This window comes from Kitasatospora sp. NPDC051853 (assembly GCF_044452665.1).
GTDB lineage: Bacteria > Actinomycetota > Actinomycetes > Streptomycetales > Streptomycetaceae > Kitasatospora.
Genome location: NZ_JBITBY010000002.1, coordinates 630,748 through 655,946, shown reverse-complemented (window position 1 = coordinate 655,946; position 25,199 = coordinate 630,748). Strand labels below are relative to the sequence as shown.

Below are 25,199 nucleotides of genomic sequence, written 5' to 3'. Positions count from 1 at the left end.
CGCCGCTGGTGGGGCGGGCCGGAAGGGGGTCGGGGTGTCGCCAATCGGCCTGTCCGACGTCGGACATCGTGGCATGTACCCGCCGGGGGGACGTCGGGGCGTCGAAAGGAGGTCGGACGGCATTCCGCACCTATGCCCCCACCGGTGGCGAATGCCACGAACCGATCTTGAAGTCGGGTAGGTCGTACTGAAAGGATGCCGACGGCGCCGAAGGGGCGGCGCTCGAGAGTTGTGATCGTGGGGGAGTTCCGTGCTGGATGTCCTGGGCCTGTCGGTCCACGCTGCCGCCGTCTACCGAGCCATGCTCGACCATCCCGCCGACGGGGTGGAGCAGCTCGCCGAGCGCTGCCTGCTGACCTTGGGTCAGGTCCACGACGGACTCGACGAGCTCGGCGAGCTCATGCTGGTCCGCGCCTCGGCCGACCGTCCGGGGCAGCTGCGGGCGGTCGATCCCGCCGTCGGGCTCGCCGACATGGTTGCCCGCCAGGAGGCGGATCTCGCTGCCCGGCAGGCCGCCCTCACCGCCTCCCGGGCAGCGGTCACCCGCATGGTCGCCGACCGTGCCGAGCAGCGGGCCGCCCACGGGGAGCGGCTGCTCGGCATGGACGCCATCCTGGCCCGGCTCGAACGGATGGGCCGTGAAGCGCGGACCGAGGTGTTCAGCAGCCAGCCCGGCAACCAGCGGCCCGAGGACCTGGACGCGGCCCGCGCCGGCGACGCCGAGGTCCTGGCCCGCGGCGTGACCATGCGCACCCTCTACCAGGACGTCATCCGCCGTCAGCCCCACGCCAGCGTGTACGCCCACTGGCTGATGGTCCAGGGCAGCGAAGTGCGTACCGCCCCCACCATCCCCCAGCGCATCGTCATCGTGGATCGGGCCCAGGCCCTGGTCCCCATCGACCCCGCCGACAACCGCAAGGGGGCCCTGCACGTCACGGAGCCCGGCCTGCTGGCGGCTCTCCTCGACTTCCTCGAGCAGGCCTGGAACACCGCCGTACCCCTCGGCGCGACCCGGCCCGAGGACCCCGCGTCCGGTCTCACGCCCACCGAGACCGAGCTCCTGCGGCTGCTCGGCTCCGGTCTCACCGACGACACCGCCGGCCAGCGGCTGGGCATATCCGCCCGTACCGTCGGCCGCCACATGGCCTCCATCATGGAACGCCTCAGCGCCGCCAGCCGTTTCGAGGCCGGGATCAAGGCCGCGCAGCGGGGCTGGATCTGACGGACCGGCGGTGAGTCCGGCCCCGAGGCCGTCGGACGGCCTCGTCGAGGCGGTCGGTGTACGTGACGGCCAACGGTCCGGCCCTGCCGGTCACCGCCGCCCGACCGCGCTCACTGCGAAGGTGCCGACCGTCCGGTGGACCCGGCGTCCGCCCGGCCCCGCCCCGGCAGCTCCGGCTGCCCGGGTGGGGCTTCGGCGAACTCGGCCAGGGTGCGCTCGTAGTGGCTGCCGAAGGTGACCCGGGTGATCTCGGCGAGGGGGAACTTCGACGGGTGGTCGTGCCAGCGGGCCTCGGGGTCGATCTGGTGGAGGTGGAGGTTCTTGCGGCCGACGCGGGTCACCGCTCCGATCCAGAGTGCCTCGGTCGTCTCCCGCTCCAGGTGCACGGAGAGCAGGCCGTGCAGCTGGTGGGCGTCGGCCAGCAGGGTGGGGAGGTCGTCGAGGGCCATCGGCGGGACGGCCACCGGCCACCGGCCGTGCCGACGGAGGGCACGGACCGTCAGGGAGTCCGGGCCGCCGCGCTTGCGGACCCGGGCGAGGTCCGTGGTCCGGAGGGCCGTGAAGCCGTCGAGCCGGAGGTCCCGGCACTCGGCCAGCAGGGTCCAGCCGGGGGCGGCACCGAGGACGAAGCCCTCGACGGGGTCGGTGCCGTCGATGGTGCGGTGCAGGCGGACCAGGTGTCCGGTCAGGGCCGCGCGGGTCAGCTTCCGTAGGATCGCGGCCGGGTCGGTCCGCCGGGTCTTCGACATCCCGTCATCCTCGCCGCCGGGCCAGGTGGGTGACGATCCGTTTTTCCCGGCGGCTGTGACGGGGGTCACGGGAACCCGGGCGGCCGGCGTACCAGAGGGATGACGTGGACTATTCGGATCCTGAGATGCGAGCGCGGGTGCGGGCCGGTGACCGGGACGCGTTCGGGCGGCTCTTCGACGTGTATGCGCGTGCGGTGTACAACCACGCGTACCGGCTGACCGGGGACTGGTCGGCGGCGGAGGACGTGATGTCGCTGACCTTCCTGGAGGCCTGGCGGCAGCACGGGAAGGTGAGTGAGGAGGGGGGTTCGCTGCGGCCGTGGCTGTTGGGGATCGCCACCAATCTGGTGAGCAACCAGCGGCGGGCGGCGCGGCGGCACCGGGAGGTGCTGGCGCAGTTGCCGCCGGTGCCGGAGGGGGTGCCGGACTTCGCGGAGGAGGCGGCGGGGCGGCTGGACGACGCGGTGCTGATCGGGGCGGTGCAGGAGGCGTTGGGGCGGTTGCGGCGGCCGGAGCGGGAGGTGCTGTCGCTGTGCGTGTGGGCGGGGCTGGAGTACCAGGAGGCGGCGGAGGCGTTGGGGGTGCCGGTGGGGACGGTGCGGTCGCGGTTGTCGCGGGCGCGGGCGAAGCTGCAGCGGTTCACGGAGGCGGCGGCTCGGAAGGGGCAGCGAAAAAAGTTGGAACTCCCTTACGCCCGGCACCAGATGAAGAGTGGGACCGCGACCGCGGGCCTGTCCACCAAGGAGGCACACCAGTGAACGCCGACCAGCGGCCGGAGCCGGTAGAGCGCGCGGAGCTGCTCGGGCGACTGCCCGCGCCGGCCGAGCGTGACCTCCCGCCAGGACGTCACGCTCTGCATCGGGAGCTCTTGATGAGCAAGATCGACCTCGACAACTCGGCCGACCGGGCCACCTCTGCCACCCCTGCCGCGAAGCCGGTCCGGACCCAGCCGCGCATGCGCCGCAGGCTGGCGTTCACCCTCGCCGGTGCCGTCGCCCTCGGCACGGCCGTGGTCGGGGTGTCGTTCCTCGACAAGGTGAACAGCGAGGGCAACGGCAGCGGGGGCCCGCTGGGCTCGGCCGAGATCGTCAGTTGGACCGCCAAGCCGACCCAGGTGGACACCAGCAAGGGGCAGGGCGCCAAGACGCTGAAGTGGTGCCTGGACGCGATGGAGGGGCCGGGCGGGGCCGACAAGGTCAGCAACGCCGACCTCCGGGGCAAGGTGACGTCCATGGTCGTCACCCGGGGCAGCACGGTCGGGCTCTGCTACGTTGCCCCGGACGGTGTGGGCGGCTTCTGGGAGGCGGTCGGCCAGGTGCCGGCCCTCACGCCGAACGCCATCGCCTACGACACGGGTGGCTCCCACGGCGACGGCGACCAGATCTTCAACTACGCTGCTGGCTTCGTCGGTTCGGACGTCAAGGCGGTCACCATGACGGCCCAGGGCCGCACCTTCGAGGTCACCGTGGAGAACGGCCGCTGGACGGCCTGGTGGCCCGGTGCGGACAACAACCGCGGCGGCTCCGTCGACACCGCGACCCTCACCCTCGCCGACGGCACCACCCGCACCGTGCCGCGCTCGGACATGCAGGCGAGCTGAACGGAGCAGGTGCCACCCCGCGCCGGGGTGGGGTGGCACCTGTGCGGGCGCCCGGGGGCGGTGGTCAGAGGAGGAAGGGTCAGGCCCGGGTGGCGAGTTGAGGCGTGGGGAAGGTGCGGCCGCAGGTGAGGCGGGAGATTTTCCCGGGGATCGGGAACAGGGCGGGGCGGTGCTCCGTTGGGTACCCCGTCAGCTGGTTCGCACCGTGTACCGAGGAGTGTCTTGCCCGACCTGTCGACCCGTTATGCCGTGACCGCACTTCCCTCGCTGCCGGACCAGGCGGAGCGCCTGATCGAGCTCGGGGTGCACGACCTCGCGGGGTTGTCCGCGGAGGAGATCAGGACGTTCGCCGAGAAGGCCGGGGCCGCGGAGGGGGAGGCGCTGCTCGCCGTCCACCCGGACCGGGCCCCCGCCTCGGTGCTCGCGCCGTTGCTGCGGAACGAGGGGAAGCCGGGCTTCGTCGTGGTCGACATGACGGACGTGGACGAGTTCGCGCCGACGGGGGTGGAGCTGCCGGAGGGGCCGCTCTACCTGGTGGCCGCCCCGGACCGGGGGGACCACCTGGCCAACTGGAGCCCCGAGGAGGCGCTTCCGGCCCTCGCGGCGGAGGACCGCAGCCCGCTGGTGCTGAGCGAGGGCATCCACTGGCTGCTCCAGCAGCCGGAGGTGCTGGAGCGCAACCGGTGCTTCATGACGATCGGTTCGCGCCTGCGCAAGCCGAAGGGCACCTTCGACGCCCGTACGCCGGCGATCTGGATCAGCAACGGGACCGGCCGGGACGGCCGCGAGCGGCGTGACGCGCCGAAGGTGGGCTGGTGCTGGTGGGGCAACCGGCACACCTGGCTGGGCTTCGGTTCGACCACCGGCCGCAGTGCCGGTCACGCCGCCGGCTGAGTCGGCCCGGCCGCGCTGTCGGCGTACGTGGTCAAGGGCGTTTCGGCAGAGGAGAGTTGGGGCCGATCGGGTGATCGGTGAGCTCGCGGGCCGGGCCGGCGCCGACATGCCGGGCGAGGTGGCTGCTGTCCGGTCGTAGGACTCGGCGGCGGCCACTTGCCGTGGAGCGGTGGGACGGGGGTGCGCCAGGGCTCGGAGGGCAGTGACGGAGTGTCAGAAAGTGCACCCGCAACGTGCTGCCCGGGTACTGGTAGGAAAGTTTCCTTTCTACTACTCTGCCGAACGGCGGCTTGGCGCGGCGTCCGTGACCGACGGGGCGTGACGTGCTCAGTGGGAGAGCTCTGACCCGGCCGCTGCGGTGGTGTGTGTGCGGTAGCCGCTTTCCGGCCCACGACACGGGGGCCGGTGGACCAGCTCTCCTACGTTTCCGAAGGTCAGGGAGTCCAGCGATGAGTCTGGGTGGCTCGGTAAGGCCTGTTCACGTCGGGGTGTTCGCCGCGGTGTCGGCGCTGCTCGGCGGACTGCTGTTCGGATTGCCGGGGAGTGCCGGAGCGGCGGCCGATCCGGTGATCTCCAAGGGGAAGGCGGCGACGGCGTCCTCGGTCGAGGGGTCCTCGTACGTGGCGGGGAAGGCGTTCGACGGAAGCACGTCGAGCCGGTGGGCGAGTGAGGAGGGCAAGGACCCGCAGTGGCTGCGGGTGGACCTCGGGGCGAGCTCCAACGTCTCGCGGGTGAAGCTGAGTTGGGAGGCCGCGTACGCGAAGGCGTACCGGCTGGAGGTCTCGGCGGACGGGTCCACCTGGACCACCGTCGCGACGGAGACGGCCGGCAACGGCGGTACCGACGACTGGACGGGGCTGTCCGGCAAGGGCCGTTACGTCCGGATGTACGGGACGGCGCGCGGCACGAGCTACGGGTACTCGCTGTACGAGATGGAGGTGTACGGGACCCCGGACGGCGGCACCACGCCGACCCCGACCCCGACCCCGTCGCCGAGCCCGTCCACCAGCCAGCCGGCCGGGGCGTTCACGGTGGTGGCGGCGGGTGACATCGCCGCGCAGTGCACCGCTTCGGACAGCAGCTGCGCGCACCCGAAGACCGCCAAGCTGGCGCAGCAGATCAACCCGAAGTTCTACCTGACGATGGGTGACAACCAGTACGACGACGCCCGGTTGCAGGACTTCAAGAACTACTACGACAAGACCTGGGGCGCCTTCAAGGCGAAGACCCGCCCGGTGCCCGGCAACCACGAGACCTACGACCCGGCCGGCTCGCTCTCCGGTTACAAGTCGTACTTCGGTGCCATCGCCTACCCGCAGGGCAAGAGCTACTACAGCTTCGACGAGGGCAACTGGCACTTCCTGGCGCTGGACTCCAACGCCTTCGACCAGAGCGCCCAGATCGACTGGCTGAAGGCCGACCTGGCGGCCAACAGCAAGAAGTGCATCGCCGCCTACTGGCACCACCCGCTGTACTCCTCGGGCGGCCACGGCAACGACCCGGTCTCCAAGCCGGTGTGGAAGATCCTCTACGCCGCCAAGGCCGACCTGGTCCTGAACGGCCACGACCACCACTACGAGCGCTTCGCCCCGCAGGACCCGGACGGCAAGGCGGTGGCGGACGGCATCGTGGAGATCGTCGGCGGGATGGGCGGCGCCGAGCCGTACCCGATCGAGCAGATCCAGCCGAACAGCCAGAAGCGGATCAGCGGCGACTACGGCGTGCTGAAGCTGGACTTCACCGACTCCGGCTACGGCTGGAGCTACGTCGGGACGGACGGCCAGGTCAAGGACAGCAGCCCGAAGTACAGCTGCCACTGATGATGTACCTGGCCACCACCGGCCGGCGTACGGACGCGCAGCCCCGCCCCGCCGGGGTGGGGCTGCGCGTCCCCGGCACGGTCGTCGCGCTCGGGGCGGTCAGCCTGGTCACGGACGTCTCCTCGGAGATGGTCACCGCCGTGCTGCCGCTCTACCTGGTGTTGGGGCTCGGCCTCTCGCCCCTCCAATTCGGTTTCCTGGACGGCCTGTTCAACGGTGCCACGGCGCTGGTGCGGCTGCTCGGCGGCCGCCTCGCGGACCGGGGCGGCCAGGGCGGCGGGCGGCACAAGGCCGTCGCCGGGGCCGGCTACCTGCTCTCGGCGCTCTCCCGGCTGGGGCTGCTGCTGGCCGGCGGGGCGGCCGGCGGGATCGCCGCCGCGATCGCGACGGACCGGCTGGGCAAGGGAGTTCGCACCGCGCCCCGGGACGCGCTGATCACCCTCAGCACACCGCCCCAGGCGCTCGGCCGGGCCTTCGGGGTGCACCGGGCGATGGACACCACGGGGGCGCTGCTCGGGCCGCTGGTCGCCTTCGCGGTGCTCTGGGTGACGGCGGACGCCTACGACGCGGTCTTCGTGGTGAGCTTCGCCACCGGGCTGCTCGGGGTGCTGCTGCTGGTGCTGTTCGTGCCGGCCGGGGTGCCGGAGGCGCTGCCCGTGCCGAAGCCCCGAACAGCTGTGAGAACGAAGGTACTTGCCGACCCGGCCTTCCGGCGGGTGGTCTGCGCGGCCGCGCTGCTCGGGGCCGCGACCATCGGCGACTCCTTCCTCTACCTGCTGCTCCAGCGCGGCCTGGACCTCACCCCCGCGCTCTTCCCGCTGCTGCCGCTCGGTGCGGCGGCGGGCTACCTGCTGCTGGCCGTCCCGGCCGGCCGCCTGGCGGACCGGATCGGCCGCCGGGCCCCGCTGCTCTACGGCCACGGTGCCCTGCTGGCCGCGTACCTGGTGCTGCTGCTGCCGATGGGGTGGCCGACCGTCGTGCTGACCCTGGTGCTGCTCGGCGTCTTCTACGCCACCACCGACGGCGTGCTGATGGCGCTGGCCGGGCCGGTGCTGCCGAGGGAGGGCCGGGCCGGCGGGCTCGCGGTGCTGCAGACCGGCCAGGCGCTGGCCCGGCTCTGCGGTGCGGCCGGGTTCGGTGCGGCCTGGACGTGGTGGGGGCCGCGTCCGGCGCTGGCCGTGGCGGCGGTGCTGCTGGCCGCCGCGGTGGCGGCCGCCTGGCGGATCCTGCCCGACCTCCGGGGGACCGAGGGGCACGGGGACGGGGAGCGGAGCGAGAACGAGGAGGAGAGGGCATGAAGGCGCGCCTGATCGTGCTGACCGTCGCCGTGCTGGTGCTGCTGGGCGGCTCGCTGGGGTACGTGCTGCACGCCCGCCAGCGCGACGGCGGGCACCAAGTCCTGGCCGCCGCGAGCACGTTCACCCTGGACGAGGCCGGTCTCTACTACCGCGACACCGCCACCGGCCGGGTCGGCCGGCAGGGCGGCGCGCCGGACGGGCCGTCCTGCGAGCGGTTCTACGCCTCGGGGGACCGGGCGCTCTGCCTGCGGGCGATGCCCGGGGTGCCGGCCCGGACCCAGGCCGTGGTGTACGACCGCCGGTTCTCCGAACTGCAGACCGTGGTGGTGCCCGGCATCCCGAACCGGGCCCGGGTCTCGCCCTCCGGGCAGGTGCTGTCCTGGACCTCGTTCGCGGTCGGGGACTCGTACGCCGCCAGTGGCTTCTCCACCCGGACCTCGGTCCTGGACCTGCGCACCGGCTACCTGATCAAGTCGGTCGAGTCGATCCCGCTGACCGTGGACGGCGTCCGCTACCACGCGGCCGACGTCAACTACTGGGGCGTCAACTTCGCGGCCGACGACAACCGCTTCTACGCCACCGTCTCCTCCGCCGGGAAGACCCACCTGGTCGAGGGCGACCTGCACGCCTGGTCGGCGCGGACGCTGCGGGAGAACGTCGAGTGCCCCTCGCTCTCGCCGGACGGCACCCGGATCGCCTTCAAGAAGAAGGTGTCCGCGGACCCGGCCGCGCCCTGGCGGCTGTACGTGCTGGAGCTGGCCGGGATGAAGGAGCACGCGCTGGCGGAGTCGCGCAGCGTGGACGACCAGGCGGCCTGGCTGGACGGGGCGACGGTCGGGTACGCGCTGCCGGGCAAGGACGGCAAGGGCAGCGACGTCTGGGCGGTGTCGGCGGACGGGAGCGGCGAGCCGCGCCTGCTGGTCCCGGGGGCCTCCTCGCCGGTGACGGTGGCGGCCGTACCGCGCTGACCGCGCTGACCTGGGAGGACGGCCGATTCGGCCGAGTGCTGAGACCGCGGCCGGGGTGGCCGAAATGTTATGGATCAATTCCCCCACCCCGGCTGCGGTTATCGTCGCGGCCGGGGGAGTCCGCTCCTTGGGGCACTCTTTGCCCTGGGTGGTGCCAGGGGTGTTGATTCCAAGGTCAACTGAGCGCGTGGGCGCAGCAGGAGAATGTGGGGCCGGTCACACTCCTTCGATCGGCAGGGGTGGGGTGGAGGTCTTCGCAGAATGCGTGCCGGGTGGAAGGCCTGGTGGCAACGGATTCCGCAGCACTTCCGTCGTTGACTGGGCCCCTTCCGCCCGCTTCCATGGCCGCCGGGAGCGACCGAAACCACGAAACACCGGCAGACCTGCCTGGAGGAGATAACCGCTCCCGCACCAGCACCACCCACGAAGCGCGTCCCCCAGCGCCGAGCCGATCGGAAGCCGCCATGACCGACATCCTCGACCCGCCCTCCGCCGCCACGGCGGTGGCCGCCGATCGGACCTCCGCCGCCCCCAAGAAGCTGGCCAGGTCGCTCGGTGTGGTCGGTGGCACGCTGCTCACGCTCTCCTGCGTGACCCCGGCGTCCTCGCTCTTCGTGATCGTGCCGGACCTCTTCAGCTCGCTCGGCACCTACACCGCGCTGGCGATCGGCATCGGCACCCTGCTCTGCATCGCGGTGGCGTTCTGCTACTCCGAGCTCGGCACCCTGATCCCGAGCGCGGGCGGCGAGTACGCGATGGTCGGCACCCTGGCGGGCCGCTTCGCGGGTTGGCTGGTCTTCATCCAGTCGCTGATCGTGGTGATGATCGTGCCCTCGCTGATCGCGATGGGCACCGCCGACTACCTCGAACCGATCATCCACATCAACCCCGCCGTGGCGGGCGCCGCCGTGATGATCGCGGCCACCGTGGCCGGCCTGCTCGACCTGCGCGCCAACGCCTGGCTGACCGGCATCTTCCTGGTGCTGGAGGTGATCGCCTGTGCGGTGGTCTCCTTCCTCGGCTTCTCCAACAGCGAGCGCGGCGTCTCCAGCCTGACCCACGGTCAGGTGATCACCGACGGCGCCACCAGCCCGGTCGGCCTCTCCCTCATCCTGGCCGCGATGGGCACCGCGCTGTTCGTCACCCAGGGCTTCTCCACCGCCATCTACCTCTCCGAGGAGCTGGAGAACCCGCGCCGCAACGTGGCCCGCACCGTGCTGTGGACCCTCGGCCTCTCCGCCGTGATCATCCTGGTGCCGGTCGTCGCCATCACCGTGGGCGCCCCCGACCTGGCGGCGCTGAGCGAGGGCAACGTCTCCGCCCTGGTGGAGGGCTGGGCCGGCTCCTCGGTCGGCACCTTCGTCAGCCTCTGCATCGCGCTGGCCATCGTCAACGCCGGCATCGTGATGGTCATCCAGAACTCCCGGGTGCTCTTCGCCTCCGGCCGTGACCGCGCCTGGCCGCAGCCGGTGAACGACGCCTTCGGCACCCTCAACCGCTTCAGCGCCCCGTGGATCTCCACCCTGGCGGTCGGCATCCCCGGCGCCGTGCTCTGCTTCGTCCCGCAGGACCTGCTCACCAACATCACCGGTGTCGCCGTCGCCGCGCTCTACCTGCTGGTCGCGGTGGCCGCGCTGTTCGCCCGCAAGGGGCAGCACAAGCACGTCCCGGCCTGGCGCCAGCCGCTCTGGCCCGCGCTGCCGGTGATCCTGATCCTGGTCCTCGGCTACGTGCTGACCCAGCTCGACGTGGAGGCGCTGCTCTGGACCGGCGGCATCACCGTCGCCGCCGCCCTCTACTGGGTGGGCTACCTGCGCCCCCGGCAGGACACCCGCTGGGTGATCACCCTGCCCGAGGACGAGCAGGAGCTCCAGAACGCCTGACACCCCGTCGGACACGACAGCGGGGCGGGCCGTCCACCGGACGGTCCGCCCCGCTGCTTCGTGCGCCCTGCCACCCTTCAACCCATCCCCTTGAGTGTCACCAGAACGGGCACCCGCGGAAACGGGCCATCAGGGTGACGTTGGATCAGCTGCTTGTCGGGTGGTAGGGCGAACGCCCGCACCCACGCGCCCCGAGTGATGTGCGCCATGCTCCATGTGCAACTAGTTGCATAGCCGGTGCCCCGCCCCTACCGTGCTGGCATGACCTCGTACCCGCACCTGCTGCGCCCGTTGGACCTGGGCTTCACCACCCTCCCGAACCGGGTGATCATGGGCTCGATGCACGTCGGCCTGGAGGAGGCCGAGCACGGCTTCGAGCGGATGGCCGAGTTCTACGCCACCCGGGCCCGGGCCGGCGTCGGCCTGATCGTCACCGGCGGCATCGCGCCGAACGAGGCCGGCCGCCCCTGGGACGGCGGGGCCAAGCTGACCACCGCCGAGGAGGCCGCCGAGCACCGCGTGATCACCGAGGCGGTGCACGGGGCCGGCGGCCGGATCGCCCTCCAGCTGCTGCACTTCGGCCGCTACGCCTACCACCCCGCCCTGGTCGCGCCGAGCGCCGTGCAGGCCCCGATCAGCCCCTTCCCGCCCCGTGCGCTCACCGACGAGGAGGTCGAGCGGACCATCGAGGACTTCGCGGACGCGGCGGCCCTGGCGCAGTCGGCCGGGTACGACGGCGTGGAGATCATGGGGTCCGAGGGCTACCTGATCAACGAGTTCATCGCCTCCCACACCAACCACCGCGAGGACCGCTGGGGCGGCTCGTACGAGAACCGGATGCGCTTCCCGGTGGAGATCGTGCGACGGGTGCGCGAGCGGGTCGGGCCGGAGTTCATCCTGATCTACCGGCTCTCCATGCTGGACCTGGTCCCCGGCGGCTCCACGCTGCCCGAGGTGGTGCAGCTGGCCAAGGCCGTCGAGGCGGCCGGGGCCACCATCATCAACACCGGCATCGGCTGGCACGAGGCCCGCATCCCGACCATCGCCACCTCGGTGCCGCGCGGCGCCTGGGCCTGGGTGACCAAGCAGCTGATGGGCGAGGTCTCCGTCCCGCTGGTGACCAGCAACCGGATCAACACCCCCGAGCTGGCCGAGCAGCTGCTCGCCGACGGGCACGCCGACCTGGTCTCGCTGGCCCGCCCGCTGCTGGCCGATCCGGAGTTCGTGGCCAAGGCCGCGGCCGGGGCGCCGGAGGCGATCAACACCTGCATCGGCTGCAACCAGGCCTGCCTGGACCACACCTTCAGCGGCCGGATCACCTCCTGCCTGGTCAACCCGCGGGCCTGCCACGAGACCGAGCTGGTGCTCGGCCCGACCCAGCGGAAGAAGCGGATCGGCGTGGTCGGGGCCGGCCCGGCCGGGCTCGGCTTCGCGGTCGCGGCCGCCGAGCGCGGCCACGCCGTCACCCTGTACGACGCGGACGACAAGATCGGCGGCCAGCTCAACGTGGCCCGGCAGGTGCCCGGCAAGCAGGAGTTCGACGAGACCCTGCGGTACTACCGCCACCAGCTGGCGGAGCGTCAGGTCGAGCTGCGACTGGGCGAGTTGGCGAGCGCCGAGCAACTGCTCGCCGAGGGCTACGACGAGGTGGTGCTGGCCACCGGCGTCACCCCGCGCACGCCCGACATCCCCGGCGTGGACCACCCCAGCGTGCTCGGCTACCTGGACGTGCTGCGCGGCGGCGCCGCGGTCGGCGAGCGGGTGGCGGTCATCGGCGCGGGCGGCATCGGCTTCGACGTGGCCGAGTACCTGACGGACTCGGGGGCCGACTTCTACGCCAGCTGGGGCATCGACACCGAGCACCGGGAGCGCGGCGGGCTGCGCGCCCCCGAGAAGGAGCTGCCGCCCCGTCAGGTGCACCTGATCCAGCGCAAGGCCGGCAAGGTCGGCGCGGGCCTGGGCAAGACCACCGGCTGGATCCACCGGCAGGAGATCGCCAAGCGGGGCGTGGTCACCGTCTCCGGCGCCGAGTACCGGAAGATCGACGACGAGGGCCTGCACCTGGTGGTGGACGGCGAGGAGCGGGTGCTCGCGGTGGACACCGTGGTGCTCTGCGCCGGGCAGGAGCCGCGCCGCGAGCTGCACGACGCGCTGGTGGCCGGCGGTGCCTCGGTGCACCTGATCGGCGGCGCGGACGTGGCCGCCGAGCTGGACGCCAAGCGCGCGATCGACCAGGGCACCAGGCTGGCCGCCGCCCTCTAGGCCGCTCCGGCCCGTACCGACAGCTGATCCGAAGGCCCCCGGGATGCCCCCGGGGGCCTTTCGCATGCCCGGGTGCGGTTCGTCCTTCGGACCCACTCTTGACGTTTTGTTGAAGCCGCCCTAGCTTGTCTTTCGTATCCCAGAACAATGCTTCCGCATCGTGGAAGTTGCTGGAGCCCGACGGACGCAGGAGTGAACCGATGCCTCGTATGACAGCCGCCGCAGCCGCAGTTGAGATCCTCAAGCTCGAGGGCGTCGAGGTCGCGTTCGGCGTGCCGGGCGCCGCGATCAACCCCTTCTACCGGGCGCTGAAGCAGGTCGGTGGCATCGGCCACACGCTGGCCCGCCACGTCGAGGGCGCCTCGCACATGGCCGAGGGCTACACCCGCGCCAAGGCCGGGAACATCGGCGTCTGCATCGGCACCTCCGGCCCGGCCGGCACCGACATGATCACCGGGCTCTACTCGGCCATCGCGGACTCCATCCCGATCCTGTGCATCACCGGCCAGGCGCCGGTCTCCAAGCTGCACAAGGAGGACTTCCAGGCGGTCGACATCGCCTCGATCGCCAAGCCGGTCACCAAGGCGGCCACCACCGTCCTGGAGGCGGCCCAGGTCCCCGGCGTCTTCCAGCAGGCCTTCCACCTGATGCGCTCCGGCCGTCCGGGCCCGGTCCTGATCGACCTGCCGATCGACGTCCAGCTGACCGAGATCGAGTTCGACCCGGCGACCTACCAGCCGCTGCCGGTCTACAAGCCGGCCGCCTCGCGGGCCCAGATCGAGAAGGCCATCTCCTTCCTGCTGGCCTCCGAGCGCCCGCTGATCGTCGCGGGCGGCGGCGTCATCAACGCCGACGCCACCGAGCTGCTGGTCGAGTTCGCCGAGCTGACGGGCGTTCCGGTCATCTCCACCCTGATGGGCTGGGGCACCATCCCGGACGACCACGAGCTCGCCGCCGGCATGGTCGGCGTCCAGACCTCGCACCGCTACGGCAACGCGACCTTCCTGGAGTCGGACTTCGTCCTCGGCATCGGCAACCGCTGGGCCAACCGCCACACCGGCTACAACCTGGACGCCTACCGCGGCGACCGCAAGTTCGTCCACGTCGACATCGAGCCGACCCAGATCGGCCGGATCTTCCCGCCGGACTACGGTGTCGTCTCCGACGCCAAGGCCGCGTTGGAGCTGTTCATCGAGGTCGCCAAGGAGCTGAAGGCGGAGGGCAAGCTGCCCGACTTCACCGCCTGGGCCGCCTCCGCGCAGGAGCGCAAGGCCACCCTGCAGCGCCGCACCCACTTCGACAACGTGCCGATCAAGCCGCAGCGCGTCTACGAGGAGATGAACAAGGCCTTCGGCCCGGAGACCCGCTACGTCACCACCATCGGCCTCTCGCAGATCGCCGCCGCCCAGTTCCTGCACGTCTACAACAAGCGGAACTGGATCAACTGCGGCCAGGCCGGCCCGCTCGGCTGGACCATCCCGGCCGCGATCGGCGCCGCGGTCGCCGACCCGGAGACCCCGATCGTCGCGCTCTCCGGCGACTACGACTTCCAGTTCATGATCGAGGAGCTGGCGGTCGCCGCCCAGCACAAGGTCCCCTACGTCCACGTCCTGGTGAACAACGCCTACCTCGGCCTGATCCGCCAGGCCCAGGTCAACCTGGACATCAACTTCCAGGTCAACCTGGAGTTCGAGAACATCAACGCCCCCGAGCTCGGCGTCTACGGCGTCGACCACGTCAAGGTCGCCGAGGGCCTGGGCGTCAAGGCGATCCGGGTCACCGACCCGAACGAGCTGGGCGCCGCCTTCGAGGAGGCCAAGAAGCTGGCCGCCGAGTACCGCGTCCCGGTCGTCGTCGAGGCCATCCTGGAGCGGGTCACCAACATCTCGATGAGCAAGACCGTCGACATGTCGGACGTCACCGAGTTCGAGGAGCTCGCCACCGAGCCCGGCCACGCCCCGACCGCGATCAAGGCCCTCCAGGTCTGATCCACGGAACAGCCCGATGCCCGGCACCGCCCACTACGGTGCCGGGCACCGGCGTTCCTCAAGCCGGGTTGCCGGCGTGGGTGAGGGTCTCCCAGGCGGTGAAGAGGTTGTTGGTGCCGGCCGGGCGCTGACGTTCGGTCAGCAGTTGGGTGTTGGTCATGCCGTAGCCGAGGCGGTCGTGCAGGGCGTTGTAGCCGACCTCGGTGACCGGGCCGAGGGACTGCTCCAGGGTGCCGCCGCAGAGCCAGGACGGGACGGCGGTGCCCAGTTGGTACTTGGACTGGAAGCCCAGGGCGTGCCGCAGGCGGTCGGCGACCTCGGGGTAGAGGTCCTGGCCCTGGATGCGGGAGGTCTCGGCGACGTGGGAGATCGCCGAGAGGCCGTAGCCGGTGTGGGTGAGGTCGCGGCAGGTCTCCTGGGTGAGGCCGTCCACGAAGGTGGACTGGCCCTGCCAGTAGCCGACGATCTCGTCCCGGGTGTCCAGGCCGCTGCCGGGGACGGTGCGGGGGAGCGGACCGTCGGTGGTGAGGTAGACGTAGGCGGGGACGCGGTTGCGGTACAGGGCGACGGCCTTGTCGTAGGCGGTGCGGTCGTTCAGGAAGACCGCGATGCCGATCGCGGCCTCGACCATGCTGAGCTCCCAGTTCCCGTTGGAGCGCGAGCCGTTCGCGACCTCGGGGAGGTAGACGGTGCGCAGCATGGTGGCGAAGCGGGTGACGCGGTCGGGCGCCCACTTGCCGTAGGTGTAGCGGATGATCTCGGCGGCCCGGGGCCAGACCGAGGCGGACCAGGCGGCCTGCAACGGGGCGTTGCTGTTGGTGTGGTCGGTGAGGGTCCCCGACCAGGCGTCCATCAGCTGGATCGCCTTCTCGGCGTAGCGGGCGTCCCGGGTGAGGTACCACTCCAGGGCGAGGGTGTACGCCGCGATGGCGTCCTCCCGCTCGTCGGTGCAGCCGTAGTTGGGGTTGGAGTAGGAGCCGCACTCGACCACCGCGCGCGGCTTGGGCGTGCGGCTCAGCGAGGCGTACTTGGAGGCGTGCAGCTGGTCGTAGGCCGCCTTCCAGGGCTGGGCCCCGGCCTGGACCTTGGCCCGGACGAAGTCCAACTGCCCGGCGGAGACCAGGACTCCGGGGTGGGTGAAGGTGGCGGGGGCGGCGTGCGCGGCGGTGGAGGCGGCGGGGAGCAGGCCGAGGGCGGTGGCGAGCACGGCCGCCCCGGCGAGGGCGCGACGGAGCATGACGGGGTCCTCTCGGTGCGTCAGGCGGGGAGCTGCCACTGCTGGTTGGCGGCGCCGAAGCAGTCCCAGATCTGCAGCCGGGTGCCGTTGGCGGAGCTGGGGCCGGTGGCATCCAGGCAGCGGCCGGAGGCCGGGTTGACCAGGGTGGAGCCGGAGCCGGGCTGCCACTTCTGGGCGCCGCTGCCGTTGCAGTCCCAGAGCTGGACCTTGGTGCCGTTGGCGGTGCCGGCGGAGGTGACGTCCAGGCACTTGCCGAGGGCCTGGAGGGAGCCGTCGGCGGCCACCGTCCAGTCCTGGGCGGCGGTGCCGTTGCAGTCGTAGAGCTGGATCGCGGTGCCGTTGGCGGTGGCCGCCGCCGCGACGTCCACGCACTTGCCGCCGTAGCCGGTGATCCGGCCGGTCGGGCGCGGCGAACTCCCGCCGCCCGTCACGCCGTTGAAGGTGCGGGCGAACTGGTAGGGGCTCTGCGAGGTGCCGCTGCAGGAGTCCGACAGGGCGCCGTTGCTGGCGCAGGCCTTGTCCCGGCCGAGGGCCCAGAAGGCGAGCAGCTGGATGCCGCGGGCCTTGGCGAAGTCGGTGAGGGTGGTGGCGTTGGCGGTGGTGAAGACCTCGGCCTGGGTGTCGTTGACCCCGATCATCGGGGTGTTGCCCTCCATGGCCCAGAGCTGCTGGGAGGTCTTGCCGGTCCAGATCGAGCCGAGCTGGCCGTGCAGCGCGGTGGCGGCGTCGGTGGCGGCCTTGCCCATGTCCATCGCCGGGCCGTAGTCCATGGTCATGATGTTGACCACGCCGACGTTCAGCCCGCGGCTCTTGGCGTTGTTCAGCAGGCTGAGCGAATTGCCCTCCAGGCCGGTCGGGTTGACCGGCAGGGTGTAGTGCACGGCGAGGCTGCGGCCGGCCGCCGCGTACTCCTGCTGGAGCTGGGCCAGCGCCTGGTTGCGGCGGTCGTTGGCGGTGGTGTCGTTGAGCGCGCCGCCCTCGATGTCGAGGTCGATCTTGGTGAGGTTGAGGGTGTCCACCACCCGCTTGTACTGGGCCTTGAGCGAGCTGACGGAGCTGCAGGCCTGGCCGAGCTCGGTGCCGGCGGCGCCGCCGAAGGAGGCGATCACGTCGCCGCCCGCGGCCCGCAGCGAGTTCACCGCGGAGGTCCAACCGGCGTCCCCGATCGGGGTGTTGCCGTTGAAGGTGGCGTTGCAGCTGCCGTCGCTGATCACGAAGGCCAGGGTGAAGTACTTCAGCCCGGTGGCGTTGCGGGCGTCGGCCAGGGCGTTGGGCGACTTCCAGGTCTCCACGTAGGGGGCGGCGTACTGGGCGGGGAAGCCGGGGCCGGGGTTGGCGGCGGCGTGGGCGGTGCCGGGCAGGGCGCCGAGGGCGGTGGCCAGCACCGCTCCCGCGACGAGGGCGCGACGAAGCATGGGGGACTCCAGGGGACGTGTGGGGGAGCGCTCTCCGGAGAGCAGCACGGAGTCAACTGGAGTGGGCCACGGAGCGTCAAGAGGTCTGGAAGGAAAGGCAACAGATCGGAAGCCGAAGAGTCCGCTTGACCTGCGCCGCTCGTCCCATTCACGAGTTGACGGTAAATCAGGCATTGGTCTAGGCCTTGACGCCCTGCTGCGTACAGGAGTTGAATCTGCGGCCATCCCCCCACCCCCGAGGAGTCCCCCATGCTCCGAACCAGTCGCACCGCCGCGGCCCTGCTCGCCGGCGCCCTCGCGGCCGGCGGTCTGCTGGCCGCCGCCCCCACCGCCTCCGCCGCCGGAGAGGCCGTCTCGGTCTGGCTCACCACCACCGACGACGCGGGCGGCCGCCACGTCACCCGCGGCCTGCAGCCGCAGGCCGCCACCGCCTTCGCGGCGGGCTCCGGGGGTGGCCAGCAGGTCACCGTGGACGAGTCGGTCCGCTACCAGCAATTCACTGGCGGCGGTGCCTCGTTCACCGACACCGCAGCCTGGCTGCTGAACAGCAGCGGAGTCTCGGCGGCCACCCGGGACGCCACCATGCGCAAGCTGTTCTCGCCCACCGAGGGCATCGGGCTCTCGATGATCCGCAACCCGATGGGCGCCTCCGACCTGGCCCGCTACGGCTACACCTACGACGACCGCCCGGCCGGGCAGACCGACCCCTCGCTGGCGAACTTCTCGATCTCCCACGACCTGGTGGACGTGCTGCCGCTGACGAAGCAGGCCAAGCAGCTCAACCCCGCGCTGACCACCATGGCCAGCCCGTGGACCGCGCCCGCCTGGATGAAGGACAGCGGCTCGCTGAACGGCGGCTGGCTGAAGGCGGAGTACTACGGCGCCTACGCCCAGTACTTCGTGAAGTACGTGCAGGCGTACCAGGCCCAGGGCGTGCCGGTGGACTACCTCACCGTGCAGAACGAGCCGACCTGCTGCGGCGGTTACCCCTCGATGAGCTGGAACGGCTCCGGCCTCGCCTACTTCACCAAGAACAACCTGCTGCCCGCCCTGGCCGGGGCCGGGCTGGGCAGCAAGGTGCTGGCGCTGGACTGGAACTGGGACCAGTACGCGGGCTACGGCGCACCCGTGGTGGACGATCCGGCGATCCGCAGCCACCCCAACTTCGGTGGCATCGCCTGGCACGGCTACGGCGGCGACGTCGCCACCCAGACCGCGGTGCACGACCAGTACCCGGGTGTGGACGCCTTCGGCACCGAGCACTCCGGCGGCACCTGGATCGCCGACCAGCAGCGCGAGGACATGCGCAACATCATCGACTACACCCGCAACTGGGGTAAGTCGGTGGTCAAGTGGAGCCTCGCGGTGGACCAGAACGGCGGCCCGCACTTCGGCGGCTGCGGCACCTGCACCGGGCTGGTCACGGTGCAGAACGGCGGCTCGCAGGCCGGGCAGGTGGACTACACGGTGGAGTACTACACCATGGGCCACCTGACCAAGTTCGTGAAGCCGGGCGCGTACCGGATCGCCTCCACCGCCAACTCGGCCGTGCCGAACGTGGCGTGGCGCAACCCCGACGGCTCCAAGGCGCTGATCGCGTACAACGACAGCGGCACCGCGCAGACCGTCCGGGTCAACTGGGGCGGCCAGAGCTTCGGTTACCAGCTCCCGGCGAAGACCTCGGCCACCTTCACCTGGGCCGGTACACCGGGCGGCAACGGCGGGCGGACCGGCCAGGTGACCGGTCTGGCCGGGAAGTGCCTGGACGTGGCGGCGGCCGGCACGGCCAACGGGACGGCCGTGCAGCTCTACGACTGCAACGGCACCGCCGCCCAGAGCTGGACGGTCGCCACCGACGGCACGGTCAAGGCGCTGGGCAAGTGCCTGGACGTGAACGGGGCTTCGAGCACCGACGGCACCAAGGTGCAGCTCTGGGACTGCAACGGCTCGGACGCCCAGCGCTGGACCCCGGGCGCCGACGGCACCCTGCGGGCCCTCGGCAAGTGCCTGGACGTGACCGGCAACACCTCCGCCAACGGCACGCCCACCCAGCTGTGGACCTGCTTCGCGGGGGCCAACCAACGCTGGACGCTGCCGGCCTGAGCCGGGGTGGGTGGGGCCAACTTCCAAGTGACACCGTGCTCTTGACTTTCGGTCATGTGCACGCCAGGTTGGTCCCACCCCCACACTCGAGAGGCAGTTCTCATGAAGAAGCCGCTCCTCGGCGCCGCCTGCGCGCTCGTGCTCGCCGGTGCTCCGGTCCTGGCCGCCACCCCCGCCTCGGCCGCCCCCTCCGCCCCGCTCGCCGCGGTGGACTTCGCGGGCACCGTGGCGCTCAGCAACTGTTCCGGCTCGCTGGTGCGCCTGCCCAACTCCCAGGCGAGCGACCCCGCTCTGATCCTCTCCAACGGCCACTGCCTGGACACCGGCATGCCGAGCGCCGGCCAGGTGCTGGTGAACCGCGCCTCCAGCCGGACCTTCTCGCTGCTCAACTCGGCCGGCACCAAGGTCGCCACGCTGCGCGCCAACAAGATGGTCTACGGCACCATGACCGACACCGACGTGTCGATCTACCAGCTGAACACCAGCTACGCCGCCATCAAGAGCTCGTACAACATCAGCCCGCTCACCGTCTCGGCGAGCCACCCGACCGCGGGCACCGCGATCAAGGTGGTCTCCGGGTACTGGAAGCGGATCTACTCCTGCAACATCGACGGCTTCGTCTACCGCCTGAAGGAGGGGAGTTGGACCTTCAAGGACTCGGTCCGCTACACCTCCAGCTGCAACACCATCGGCGGCACCTCCGGCTCCCCGGTGGTGGACGTCAACACCGGCCAGGTGGTCGCGGTGAACAACACCGGCAACGAGAGCGGTGAGAGCTGCACCGTGAACAACCCCTGCGAGGTGGACCAGAGCGGCAAGGTGACGGTCCGCAAGGGCATCAACTACGCCCAGCAGACCTACCAGATCCCCGGCTGCTTCGGCCCGGGCAACGTGCTCAACCTCTCGCTCGCGGGCTGCGCCCTGCCCAAGCCCTGACCCTTCCGCCCCGCGACCCCTTCCGCCCCGCCCCTGCCGACGGCGTGGCCCCGCTGCCCGGGGCCACGCCGTCAGGCGTTCCGCCGCACCCGCAACGCCCAGAGCACCAGCGGCAGTTGTGCGGGCACCCGGGCCAGCGCGGCACCCCGCAGCGCGGCCGGGCGGTGCCGCCAGTCGTAGGCCATCTTGACGTTGGCCGGGAGCACGGCGACGAACAGCCCGGCCGCGGCCAGTGCCCCCGCACGCCTGGTCCGGGGCAGTGCCACCGCCGCGCCGACGGCCAGCTCGGCCACCCCGCTGACGTGCGTCCAGAGCCGGGGGCCGCCCGGCAGCGAGCGCGGCACGATGGCGTCGAACTGACGCGGGACCACGAAGTGGGCGACTCCGGCCCCGAGCAGCAGGCCGCTCAGCAGCTTGGCGGAACGCGTGGACGACACGTGGCCTCCCGGGCCGGGCGGGCGGTGCCGGGCGGGCACCGCGACTGTTACCGGAGAGTAGCCGCCGGGGCCGCCGGACGGAAGACGACCGCGGCCGGGGCGCGCCCGAGGACTGTTACAGAGCCTCGCGGTGGCTGTTACACGACCGGCCGACCACCGTGAGGTGCGGTTCCTAACGTCTGCCGTACCAACTCCCGGCCACCCGGCCGGGGGTGGCGAGCAATCGAGAGGAACTCTCATGGCAGGCACCACGAACATCCGCCGCGCGCTGCGCTTCGCCCTGGTCTCCGCAGGCGTCGCCGGTGCGGTGGCCCTCTCCGGCGCTGCCGCCCACGCCGACGGCAGCACGCCGTCGCCGCAGATCTCCGCGGCCCCCTCGGCCTCCCCGTCCTCCCCGGCCGCGAAGCCCACCCCGGTCCCGAGCTCCCCGGCCCCGGCCGTGGAGAAGCCCACCGCCACCCCGAGCGTGCCGGCCGGCAAGGACGGCGGCAGCCCGCAGGTCAAGGTGGTCCCCAAGGGCGGTGCCCAGACCGGTGAGGGCGAGACCAAGGACTCCACCACCACCCTGGTGCTCGGCTCCGGCCTGGCCGCCGCCGGTGCGGCCGGCATCGGCTTCGCGGTGCTGCGCCGCCGTGCCGGCGCCCGGGGCTAAGGCATGACCGCCGGATCACGCCGGGCGGCGCGCGGCCCGGCGCACGGCCCGGGGACGCCCGCCCACGCGGCGGAGCCGCAGGAGGTCCGGGCCGACGTGATCCGGCAGCGGCGGCACCGCCGCCGTCGCCCGCGCTGGGCACCGGCCGCGGTGGCGGGGGTCCTCGCGCTGGGCACCGGGGCCGTCCTGATCGGTGGCTGTTCGGCCGAGCGGCCACCAGTGCGGATCGCGGCCGCCGGGCAGTCGGTGCAGTCCGGCCAGTCGGCCCAGTCCGGGCAGGCCGCCGGGCAGTCGGCAGGGCAGTCGGCCGGGGGAGCGGCGCAGTCCGGCACCCCGTCGACGAAGCGTCAGAACGGCGCGGCCCAGACCACCGCGGCCCCGCCCAACAGGCTGGTCATCCCCCGGATCGGGGTGGACGCGCCCGTCGGGGCGACCGGCCTCAACCCGGACGGCACGGTGGAGGTCCCGCCGATGGACCGGCCCGAGCAGGTCGGCTGGTACCGCAACGGCCCGGCCCCCGGCCAGACCGGCCCGGCCGTGCTGCTCGGCCACCTGGACACCCGCAAGGGCCCGGCGGTCTTCCACCGGCTGCCGCAGCTCGCCCCGGGCGACCGGATCGAGCTGCGCCGGGAGGACGGCAGCACGGTCGCGTTCCGGGTGCGCGAGCTGAAGCAGTACCCCAAGGACGGGTTCCCGACCGAGCTGGTCTACGGGAACACCGACACCGCGCAGCTCAGGCTGATCACCTGCGGCGGCGCACTGGGCGGCGACGGGCACTACAAGGACAACATCATCGTGCTCGCCGACCTCCAGGCCTGACCCGTCCGCACCGTCCGCCCGTCCCGTCCCCCGGAGGGCGGACGGTGCGGACGCTCCGTCAGGCAGACTGGACCACCGATCACCTGACCACCCGACCAGCCCCACCGGAAGGCGTCCCGCACCGTGAGCAGAAGGTCCCGCCGTACCGCCCCGGTCCGGGGCGTCCTGCTGTTCGCGGTGGCCGCCGTGCTCTCCGGCTGCGGCGGTGCCGGGCAGCTGCACGACGCCGGCCCGGCCCGGCCGGTGGCGCTGCACCCGGTCTCCGAGCCGCTCTGGCCCGCCGAGCAGAGCTCCGCCGAGCCCTCCCCGTCGGCCTCCGGCTCGCGCCCGCCGCTCACCCCGGTGCCGGGGATCACGGCGGTGAACGAGGACGTCCACTCCGTCGACGTGCCCGCGCTGGTGGCCAAGGACCCCGGACTGCGGCCGGAGGAGACCAAGGCACTGACGGGCTGTCAGGGCTGCGGCGTCCGCCCCGCCCAGTACCGCGACCTGAACGGGGACGGCCGGCCGGAGCTGCTCACCGCCGTGGTGTTCAGCTCGGGCTCCTCCTACCTGCACGTCTACGAGCTGCGCGGCGCCCGGCTCTACCCGGTGCTGGCCCAGCAGGTGGAGAGCGGCTTCACGGCCGAGACCGTCGGGCCCAAGCTCGTGGTGCACGAACCCGACCGCACCAGGACCACCTACGCCTGGGAGCAGGACCGGCTGGTGGTGGAGGACCGTCAGATCACCGGCCCCGGAGCCGACGGCGCGTACTGCGAACCGACCGCGCTGCCCCCGGCCAAGGTCGAGGTCCACCCCGAACCGAAGGTCTCGATGTCGCCCACCCCGGCCCCGCAGAAGCCGGCCCCCAAGCCGACGCTCCCCGTCCCCGTCCCGTCCAAGCCGGCCGCGTGAGCGGCCCCAGCCCCCGGAGCACCACCGTGCCAGACACCGCCCCCGCGGCCCCGCGCATCCTGCTGGTGGAGGACGACGAGGTGATCCGCGAGGCCACCCGGATGGCGCTGGAGCGCTACGGCTTCCCGGTGGACACCGCGGTGGACGGGCTGGACGGCCTGGAGCGCTTCCGCGCACGGCGGCCGGACCTGCTGCTGCTCGACGTGATGCTGCCGCTGCTCGACGGGGTCGGCCTGTGCCGGCGCATCCGCGAGGAGAGCCAGCTGCCGATCCTGATGATGTCGGCCCGAACCGAGCCGATCGACGTCATCTCCGGCCTGGAGGCGGGCGCCGACGACTACATCACCAAGCCCTTCGAGAGCGCCGTCCTGGTGGCCCGGATCCGCACCGTGCTGCGCCGCACCAGGGCGGTCACCGAGCCGCCGCCCGCCGCCGGGCCGCCGCCCGAGCCCGGGCCGTCGCGCGCGGTGCGGGTGATCGACGACCTGGAGCTGGACACCGAGGCGATGGAGGTCCGGGTGGCGGGGCGTCAGGTGCCGCTCACCCCGACCGAGTTGCGGCTGCTGCTGGAGTTCACCGCCGCGCCGGGCGTGGTGCTGGAACGCCAGACCCTGCTGGAGCGGGTCTGGGACTACTCCTGGGATGCCGACAGCCGGGTGGTCGACGTGCACGTGCAGCGGCTGCGCGCCAAGATCGGCGCGGGCCGGATCGAGACCATCCGGGGCTTCGGCTACAAGCTGCGGCGGTCCGGGTGAACCTCCGCGGCCAGATCGCCGCGACCGTCGCCCTGGTCTCCGTCCTGGTCGCCATCACGGTCGGCCTGCTGGTCCACCGGGCCTCCGTCGCCCAGCACACCGGGCAGGCCAGGAAGGCCGCCGAGAACGCGCTGGAGTCGGTGATCGACGGCTACGCGCGCGGCGGCGAACTCGGCTCGGCCTGGGGCGCCACCACCGCCGACCCGGCCCTCCCGGAGGAGCTGCGACGGCTGGCCGAGCACGGACGGCGCGGTTCGCTGCTCGGCCCGGGGCCGACCGGCACCGTGATGTGGGCGGCCGCGCCGATCGGCGGTGCGGGCACCGGTTCGGGCTCCGGGAGCGGGGCCGGGGCCGACGCCGCGCAGGTGGTCTCCGTGCGGATCGACTACGCCGACGACGAGCGGGCGATCGCCCAGCTCGACCGCTCCATCCAGGTCTCGGCCGCGCTCTCGGTGGCCGTCACCGTGCTGGCCGGGGTCTTCGCCGCCGACCGGATCAGCGGACGGCTGCGCACCGCCGCCCGCACCGCCCGCACCATCGCCAAGGGCGACCTGACGGCCCGGATCGGACCGATCGGCGGCCCCCGGGACGAGGTGGCCGAACTGGCCTCTGCGGTCGACTCGATGGCGGGCGTGCTCAGCAGCAAGCTGGCCAACGAGCAGCGCTTCACCGCCGACGTCGCGCACGAGCTGCGGACCCCGCTGACCGGGCTGCTCACGGCGGCCGAGCTGCTGCCGCCGGGGCGGCCGACGGAGTTGGTGCAGGACCGGGTGCGGGTGCTGCGCAGCCTGACGGAGGACCTGCTGGAGGTCTCCCGGCTGGACGCGGGGGCCGACCGGCCGGAGCTGACGGCCGTTCAGCTCGGCCCGGTGGCGGCCCGGGTGGTGGCGGCCGCGACCGCCCCCACCGAACTGCGGATCGACGCCGACGCGCTGGTCACCACCGACGTCCGCCGGCTCGACCGGGTGCTCTCCAACCTGGTGGCCAACGCCCACCGCCACGGCCGGGCCCCCGTCCTGGTCCGGGTCGACGGCCCGGTCCTGACCGTCCGCGACCACGGCCCGGGCTACCCGGAGGACATCCTCACCGAGGGGCCGCAGCGCTTCCGCACCGGCGCCCGCGAACGCGGCCACGGCCACGGCCTGGGCCTCACCATCGCCCAGGGCCACGCCGAGGCCCTCGGCATCGCGCTGACGCTGGCCAACCACCCGGAGGGCGGTGCCTTCGCGGAGCTGCGGCTGCCGTTGGCGGAGGGCGAGGACTGAGG

21 protein-coding genes are annotated in these 25,199 nt (G+C 72.3%); 17 read left to right on the top strand and 4 right to left on the bottom strand.

The genetic code is table 11. From position 1 onward, the window contains the following. Positions 1–250 precede the first annotated feature (250 nt). Positions 251–1,222, top strand: a complete 972-nt coding sequence (locus ACIA8O_RS07620) for a LuxR C-terminal-related transcriptional regulator (RefSeq protein WP_396292638.1) — start codon at positions 251–253, stop codon at positions 1,220–1,222. Between the two features lie 110 nt (positions 1,223–1,332). On the opposite strand, the gene ACIA8O_RS07615 is transcribed toward ACIA8O_RS07620, so the two are convergent. Then, entirely contained in the window at positions 1,333–1,971 is a 639-nt protein-coding gene (locus tag ACIA8O_RS07615; protein ID WP_396292637.1) for a hypothetical protein, read from the bottom strand. Positions 1,972–2,096: 125 nt separating this feature from the next. Between ACIA8O_RS07615 and ACIA8O_RS07610 the strand changes: the two genes are divergently transcribed. The 9 genes from ACIA8O_RS07610 (at position 2,097) to gcl (ending at position 14,684) form a co-directional block, all read left to right on the top strand. Further along, on the top strand, positions 2,097–2,729 hold the full coding sequence (locus ACIA8O_RS07610) for an RNA polymerase sigma factor (protein ID WP_396292636.1): 633 nt from the start codon (positions 2,097–2,099) through the stop codon (positions 2,727–2,729). A gap of 113 nt (positions 2,730–2,842) precedes the next feature. Next, entirely contained in the window at positions 2,843–3,571 is a 729-nt protein-coding gene (locus ACIA8O_RS07605) for a hypothetical protein (RefSeq protein WP_396292635.1), read from the top strand. Between the two features lie 222 nt (positions 3,572–3,793). Further along, entirely contained in the window at positions 3,794–4,465 is a 672-nt protein-coding gene (locus tag ACIA8O_RS07600; RefSeq protein ID WP_396292634.1) for a DUF5701 family protein, read from the top strand. Positions 4,466–4,914: 449 nt separating this feature from the next. Next, complete coding sequence (locus tag ACIA8O_RS07595) at positions 4,915–6,285, top strand: discoidin domain-containing protein (protein WP_396292633.1); 1,371 nt, start codon at positions 4,915–4,917, stop codon at positions 6,283–6,285. A gap of 2 nt (positions 6,286–6,287) precedes the next feature. After that, entirely contained in the window at positions 6,288–7,583 is a 1,296-nt protein-coding gene (locus ACIA8O_RS07590) for an MFS transporter (RefSeq protein WP_396292950.1), read from the top strand. Then, the gene (locus tag ACIA8O_RS07585; RefSeq protein WP_396292632.1) at positions 7,580–8,551 is read left to right on the top strand and encodes a TolB family protein; all 972 of its coding nucleotides are present in this window, start codon (positions 7,580–7,582) and stop codon (positions 8,549–8,551) included. The genes ACIA8O_RS07590 and ACIA8O_RS07585 overlap by 4 nt, the downstream gene beginning before the upstream one ends. 464 nt (positions 8,552–9,015) lie before the next feature. Beyond that, positions 9,016–10,434 carry an APC family permease gene (locus ACIA8O_RS07580; protein ID WP_396292631.1) on the top strand — a complete coding sequence of 473 codons (1,419 nt, stop codon included), beginning with the start codon at positions 9,016–9,018 and terminating at the stop codon, positions 10,432–10,434. A 261-nt stretch (positions 10,435–10,695) separates the two neighbouring features. Next, positions 10,696–12,696, top strand: coding sequence for an FAD-dependent oxidoreductase (locus tag ACIA8O_RS07575; RefSeq protein WP_396292630.1), 2,001 nt, complete (start codon positions 10,696–10,698; stop codon positions 12,694–12,696). Positions 12,697–12,896: 200 nt separating this feature from the next. Then, positions 12,897–14,684 (top strand): glyoxylate carboligase, encoded by a 1,788-nt coding sequence (gene gcl / locus ACIA8O_RS07570; protein WP_396292629.1) that lies wholly within the window; start codon positions 12,897–12,899, stop codon positions 14,682–14,684. 58 nt (positions 14,685–14,742) lie between these two features. On the opposite strand, the gene ACIA8O_RS07565 is transcribed toward gcl, so the two are convergent. Beyond that, the gene (locus tag ACIA8O_RS07565) at positions 14,743–15,921 is read right to left on the bottom strand and encodes an alginate lyase family protein (protein ID WP_396292628.1); all 1,179 of its coding nucleotides are present in this window, start codon (positions 15,919–15,921) and stop codon (positions 14,743–14,745) included. Positions 15,922–15,941: 20 nt separating this feature from the next. Further along, entirely contained in the window at positions 15,942–17,336 is a 1,395-nt protein-coding gene (locus ACIA8O_RS07560) for an RICIN domain-containing protein (RefSeq protein WP_396292627.1), read from the bottom strand. Between the two features lie 249 nt (positions 17,337–17,585). Here ACIA8O_RS07560 and ACIA8O_RS07555 point away from each other — a divergent pair, with 249 nt between their 5' ends. Next, positions 17,586–19,439 (top strand): ricin-type beta-trefoil lectin domain protein, encoded by a 1,854-nt coding sequence (locus ACIA8O_RS07555; RefSeq protein WP_396292626.1) that lies wholly within the window; start codon positions 17,586–17,588, stop codon positions 19,437–19,439. A 102-nt stretch (positions 19,440–19,541) separates the two neighbouring features. Beyond that, positions 19,542–20,375, top strand: a complete 834-nt coding sequence (locus ACIA8O_RS07550) for a serine protease (RefSeq protein WP_396292625.1) — start codon at positions 19,542–19,544, stop codon at positions 20,373–20,375. 71 nt (positions 20,376–20,446) lie between these two features. Here ACIA8O_RS07550 and ACIA8O_RS07545 read toward each other — a convergent pair whose 3' ends face one another. Next, the gene (locus tag ACIA8O_RS07545) at positions 20,447–20,812 is read right to left on the bottom strand and encodes a hypothetical protein (protein ID WP_396292624.1); all 366 of its coding nucleotides are present in this window, start codon (positions 20,810–20,812) and stop codon (positions 20,447–20,449) included. Between the two features lie 238 nt (positions 20,813–21,050). Between ACIA8O_RS07545 and ACIA8O_RS07540 the strand changes: the two genes are divergently transcribed. The 5 genes from ACIA8O_RS07540 (at position 21,051) to ACIA8O_RS07520 (ending at position 25,197) form a co-directional block, all read left to right on the top strand. Continuing rightward, complete coding sequence (locus tag ACIA8O_RS07540; protein WP_396292623.1) at positions 21,051–21,464, top strand: sortase-dependent protein; 414 nt, start codon at positions 21,051–21,053, stop codon at positions 21,462–21,464. 3 nt (positions 21,465–21,467) lie between these two features. Continuing rightward, complete coding sequence (locus ACIA8O_RS07535) at positions 21,468–22,283, top strand: class F sortase (protein WP_396292622.1); 816 nt, start codon at positions 21,468–21,470, stop codon at positions 22,281–22,283. A gap of 123 nt (positions 22,284–22,406) precedes the next feature. Continuing rightward, positions 22,407–23,177 (top strand): hypothetical protein, encoded by a 771-nt coding sequence (locus ACIA8O_RS07530; protein WP_396292621.1) that lies wholly within the window; start codon positions 22,407–22,409, stop codon positions 23,175–23,177. A gap of 101 nt (positions 23,178–23,278) precedes the next feature. Continuing rightward, positions 23,279–23,932: a response regulator gene (locus tag ACIA8O_RS07525; RefSeq protein WP_396292949.1), complete on the top strand. Its 654-nt coding sequence runs from the start codon at positions 23,279–23,281 to the stop codon at positions 23,930–23,932. Beyond that, positions 23,929–25,197 carry an ATP-binding protein gene (locus ACIA8O_RS07520; protein ID WP_396292620.1) on the top strand — a complete coding sequence of 423 codons (1,269 nt, stop codon included), beginning with the start codon at positions 23,929–23,931 and terminating at the stop codon, positions 25,195–25,197. The genes ACIA8O_RS07525 and ACIA8O_RS07520 overlap by 4 nt, the downstream gene beginning before the upstream one ends. Positions 25,198–25,199 lie beyond the last annotated feature (2 nt).

What these genes read in the sequence shown, in the direction of transcription:
- ACIA8O_RS07610 (WP_396292636.1), top strand. Translation starts at nt 2,097, where the DNA reads ATGCGAGCGCGGGTGCGGGCCGGTGACCGGGACGCGTTCGGGCGGCTC.
- ACIA8O_RS07575 (WP_396292630.1), top strand. Translation starts at nt 10,696, where the DNA reads ATGACCTCGTACCCGCACCTGCTGCGCCCGTTGGACCTGGGCTTCACC.
- ACIA8O_RS07550 (WP_396292625.1), top strand. Translation starts at nt 19,542, where the DNA reads ATGAAGAAGCCGCTCCTCGGCGCCGCCTGCGCGCTCGTGCTCGCCGGT.
- ACIA8O_RS07590 (WP_396292950.1), top strand. Translation starts at nt 6,288, where the DNA reads ATGTACCTGGCCACCACCGGCCGGCGTACGGACGCGCAGCCCCGCCCC.
- ACIA8O_RS07580 (WP_396292631.1), top strand. Translation starts at nt 9,016, where the DNA reads ATGACCGACATCCTCGACCCGCCCTCCGCCGCCACGGCGGTGGCCGCC.
- ACIA8O_RS07540 (WP_396292623.1), top strand. Translation starts at nt 21,051, where the DNA reads ATGGCAGGCACCACGAACATCCGCCGCGCGCTGCGCTTCGCCCTGGTC.
- ACIA8O_RS07525 (WP_396292949.1), top strand. Translation starts at nt 23,279, where the DNA reads ATGGCGCTGGAGCGCTACGGCTTCCCGGTGGACACCGCGGTGGACGGG.
- ACIA8O_RS07595 (WP_396292633.1), top strand. Translation starts at nt 4,915, where the DNA reads ATGAGTCTGGGTGGCTCGGTAAGGCCTGTTCACGTCGGGGTGTTCGCC.
- ACIA8O_RS07615 (WP_396292637.1), bottom strand. Translation starts at nt 1,971, where the DNA reads ATGTCGAAGACCCGGCGGACCGACCCGGCCGCGATCCTACGGAAGCTG.
- ACIA8O_RS07565 (WP_396292628.1), bottom strand. Translation starts at nt 15,921, where the DNA reads ATGCTCCGTCGCGCCCTCGCCGGGGCGGCCGTGCTCGCCACCGCCCTC.
- ACIA8O_RS07555 (WP_396292626.1), top strand. Translation starts at nt 17,586, where the DNA reads ATGCTCCGAACCAGTCGCACCGCCGCGGCCCTGCTCGCCGGCGCCCTC.
- ACIA8O_RS07585 (WP_396292632.1), top strand. Translation starts at nt 7,580, where the DNA reads ATGAAGGCGCGCCTGATCGTGCTGACCGTCGCCGTGCTGGTGCTGCTG.
- ACIA8O_RS07535 (WP_396292622.1), top strand. Translation starts at nt 21,468, where the DNA reads ATGACCGCCGGATCACGCCGGGCGGCGCGCGGCCCGGCGCACGGCCCG.
- gcl (WP_396292629.1), top strand. Translation starts at nt 12,897, where the DNA reads ATGCCTCGTATGACAGCCGCCGCAGCCGCAGTTGAGATCCTCAAGCTC.
- ACIA8O_RS07560 (WP_396292627.1), bottom strand. Translation starts at nt 17,336, where the DNA reads ATGCTTCGTCGCGCCCTCGTCGCGGGAGCGGTGCTGGCCACCGCCCTC.
- ACIA8O_RS07605 (WP_396292635.1), top strand. Translation starts at nt 2,843, where the DNA reads ATGAGCAAGATCGACCTCGACAACTCGGCCGACCGGGCCACCTCTGCC.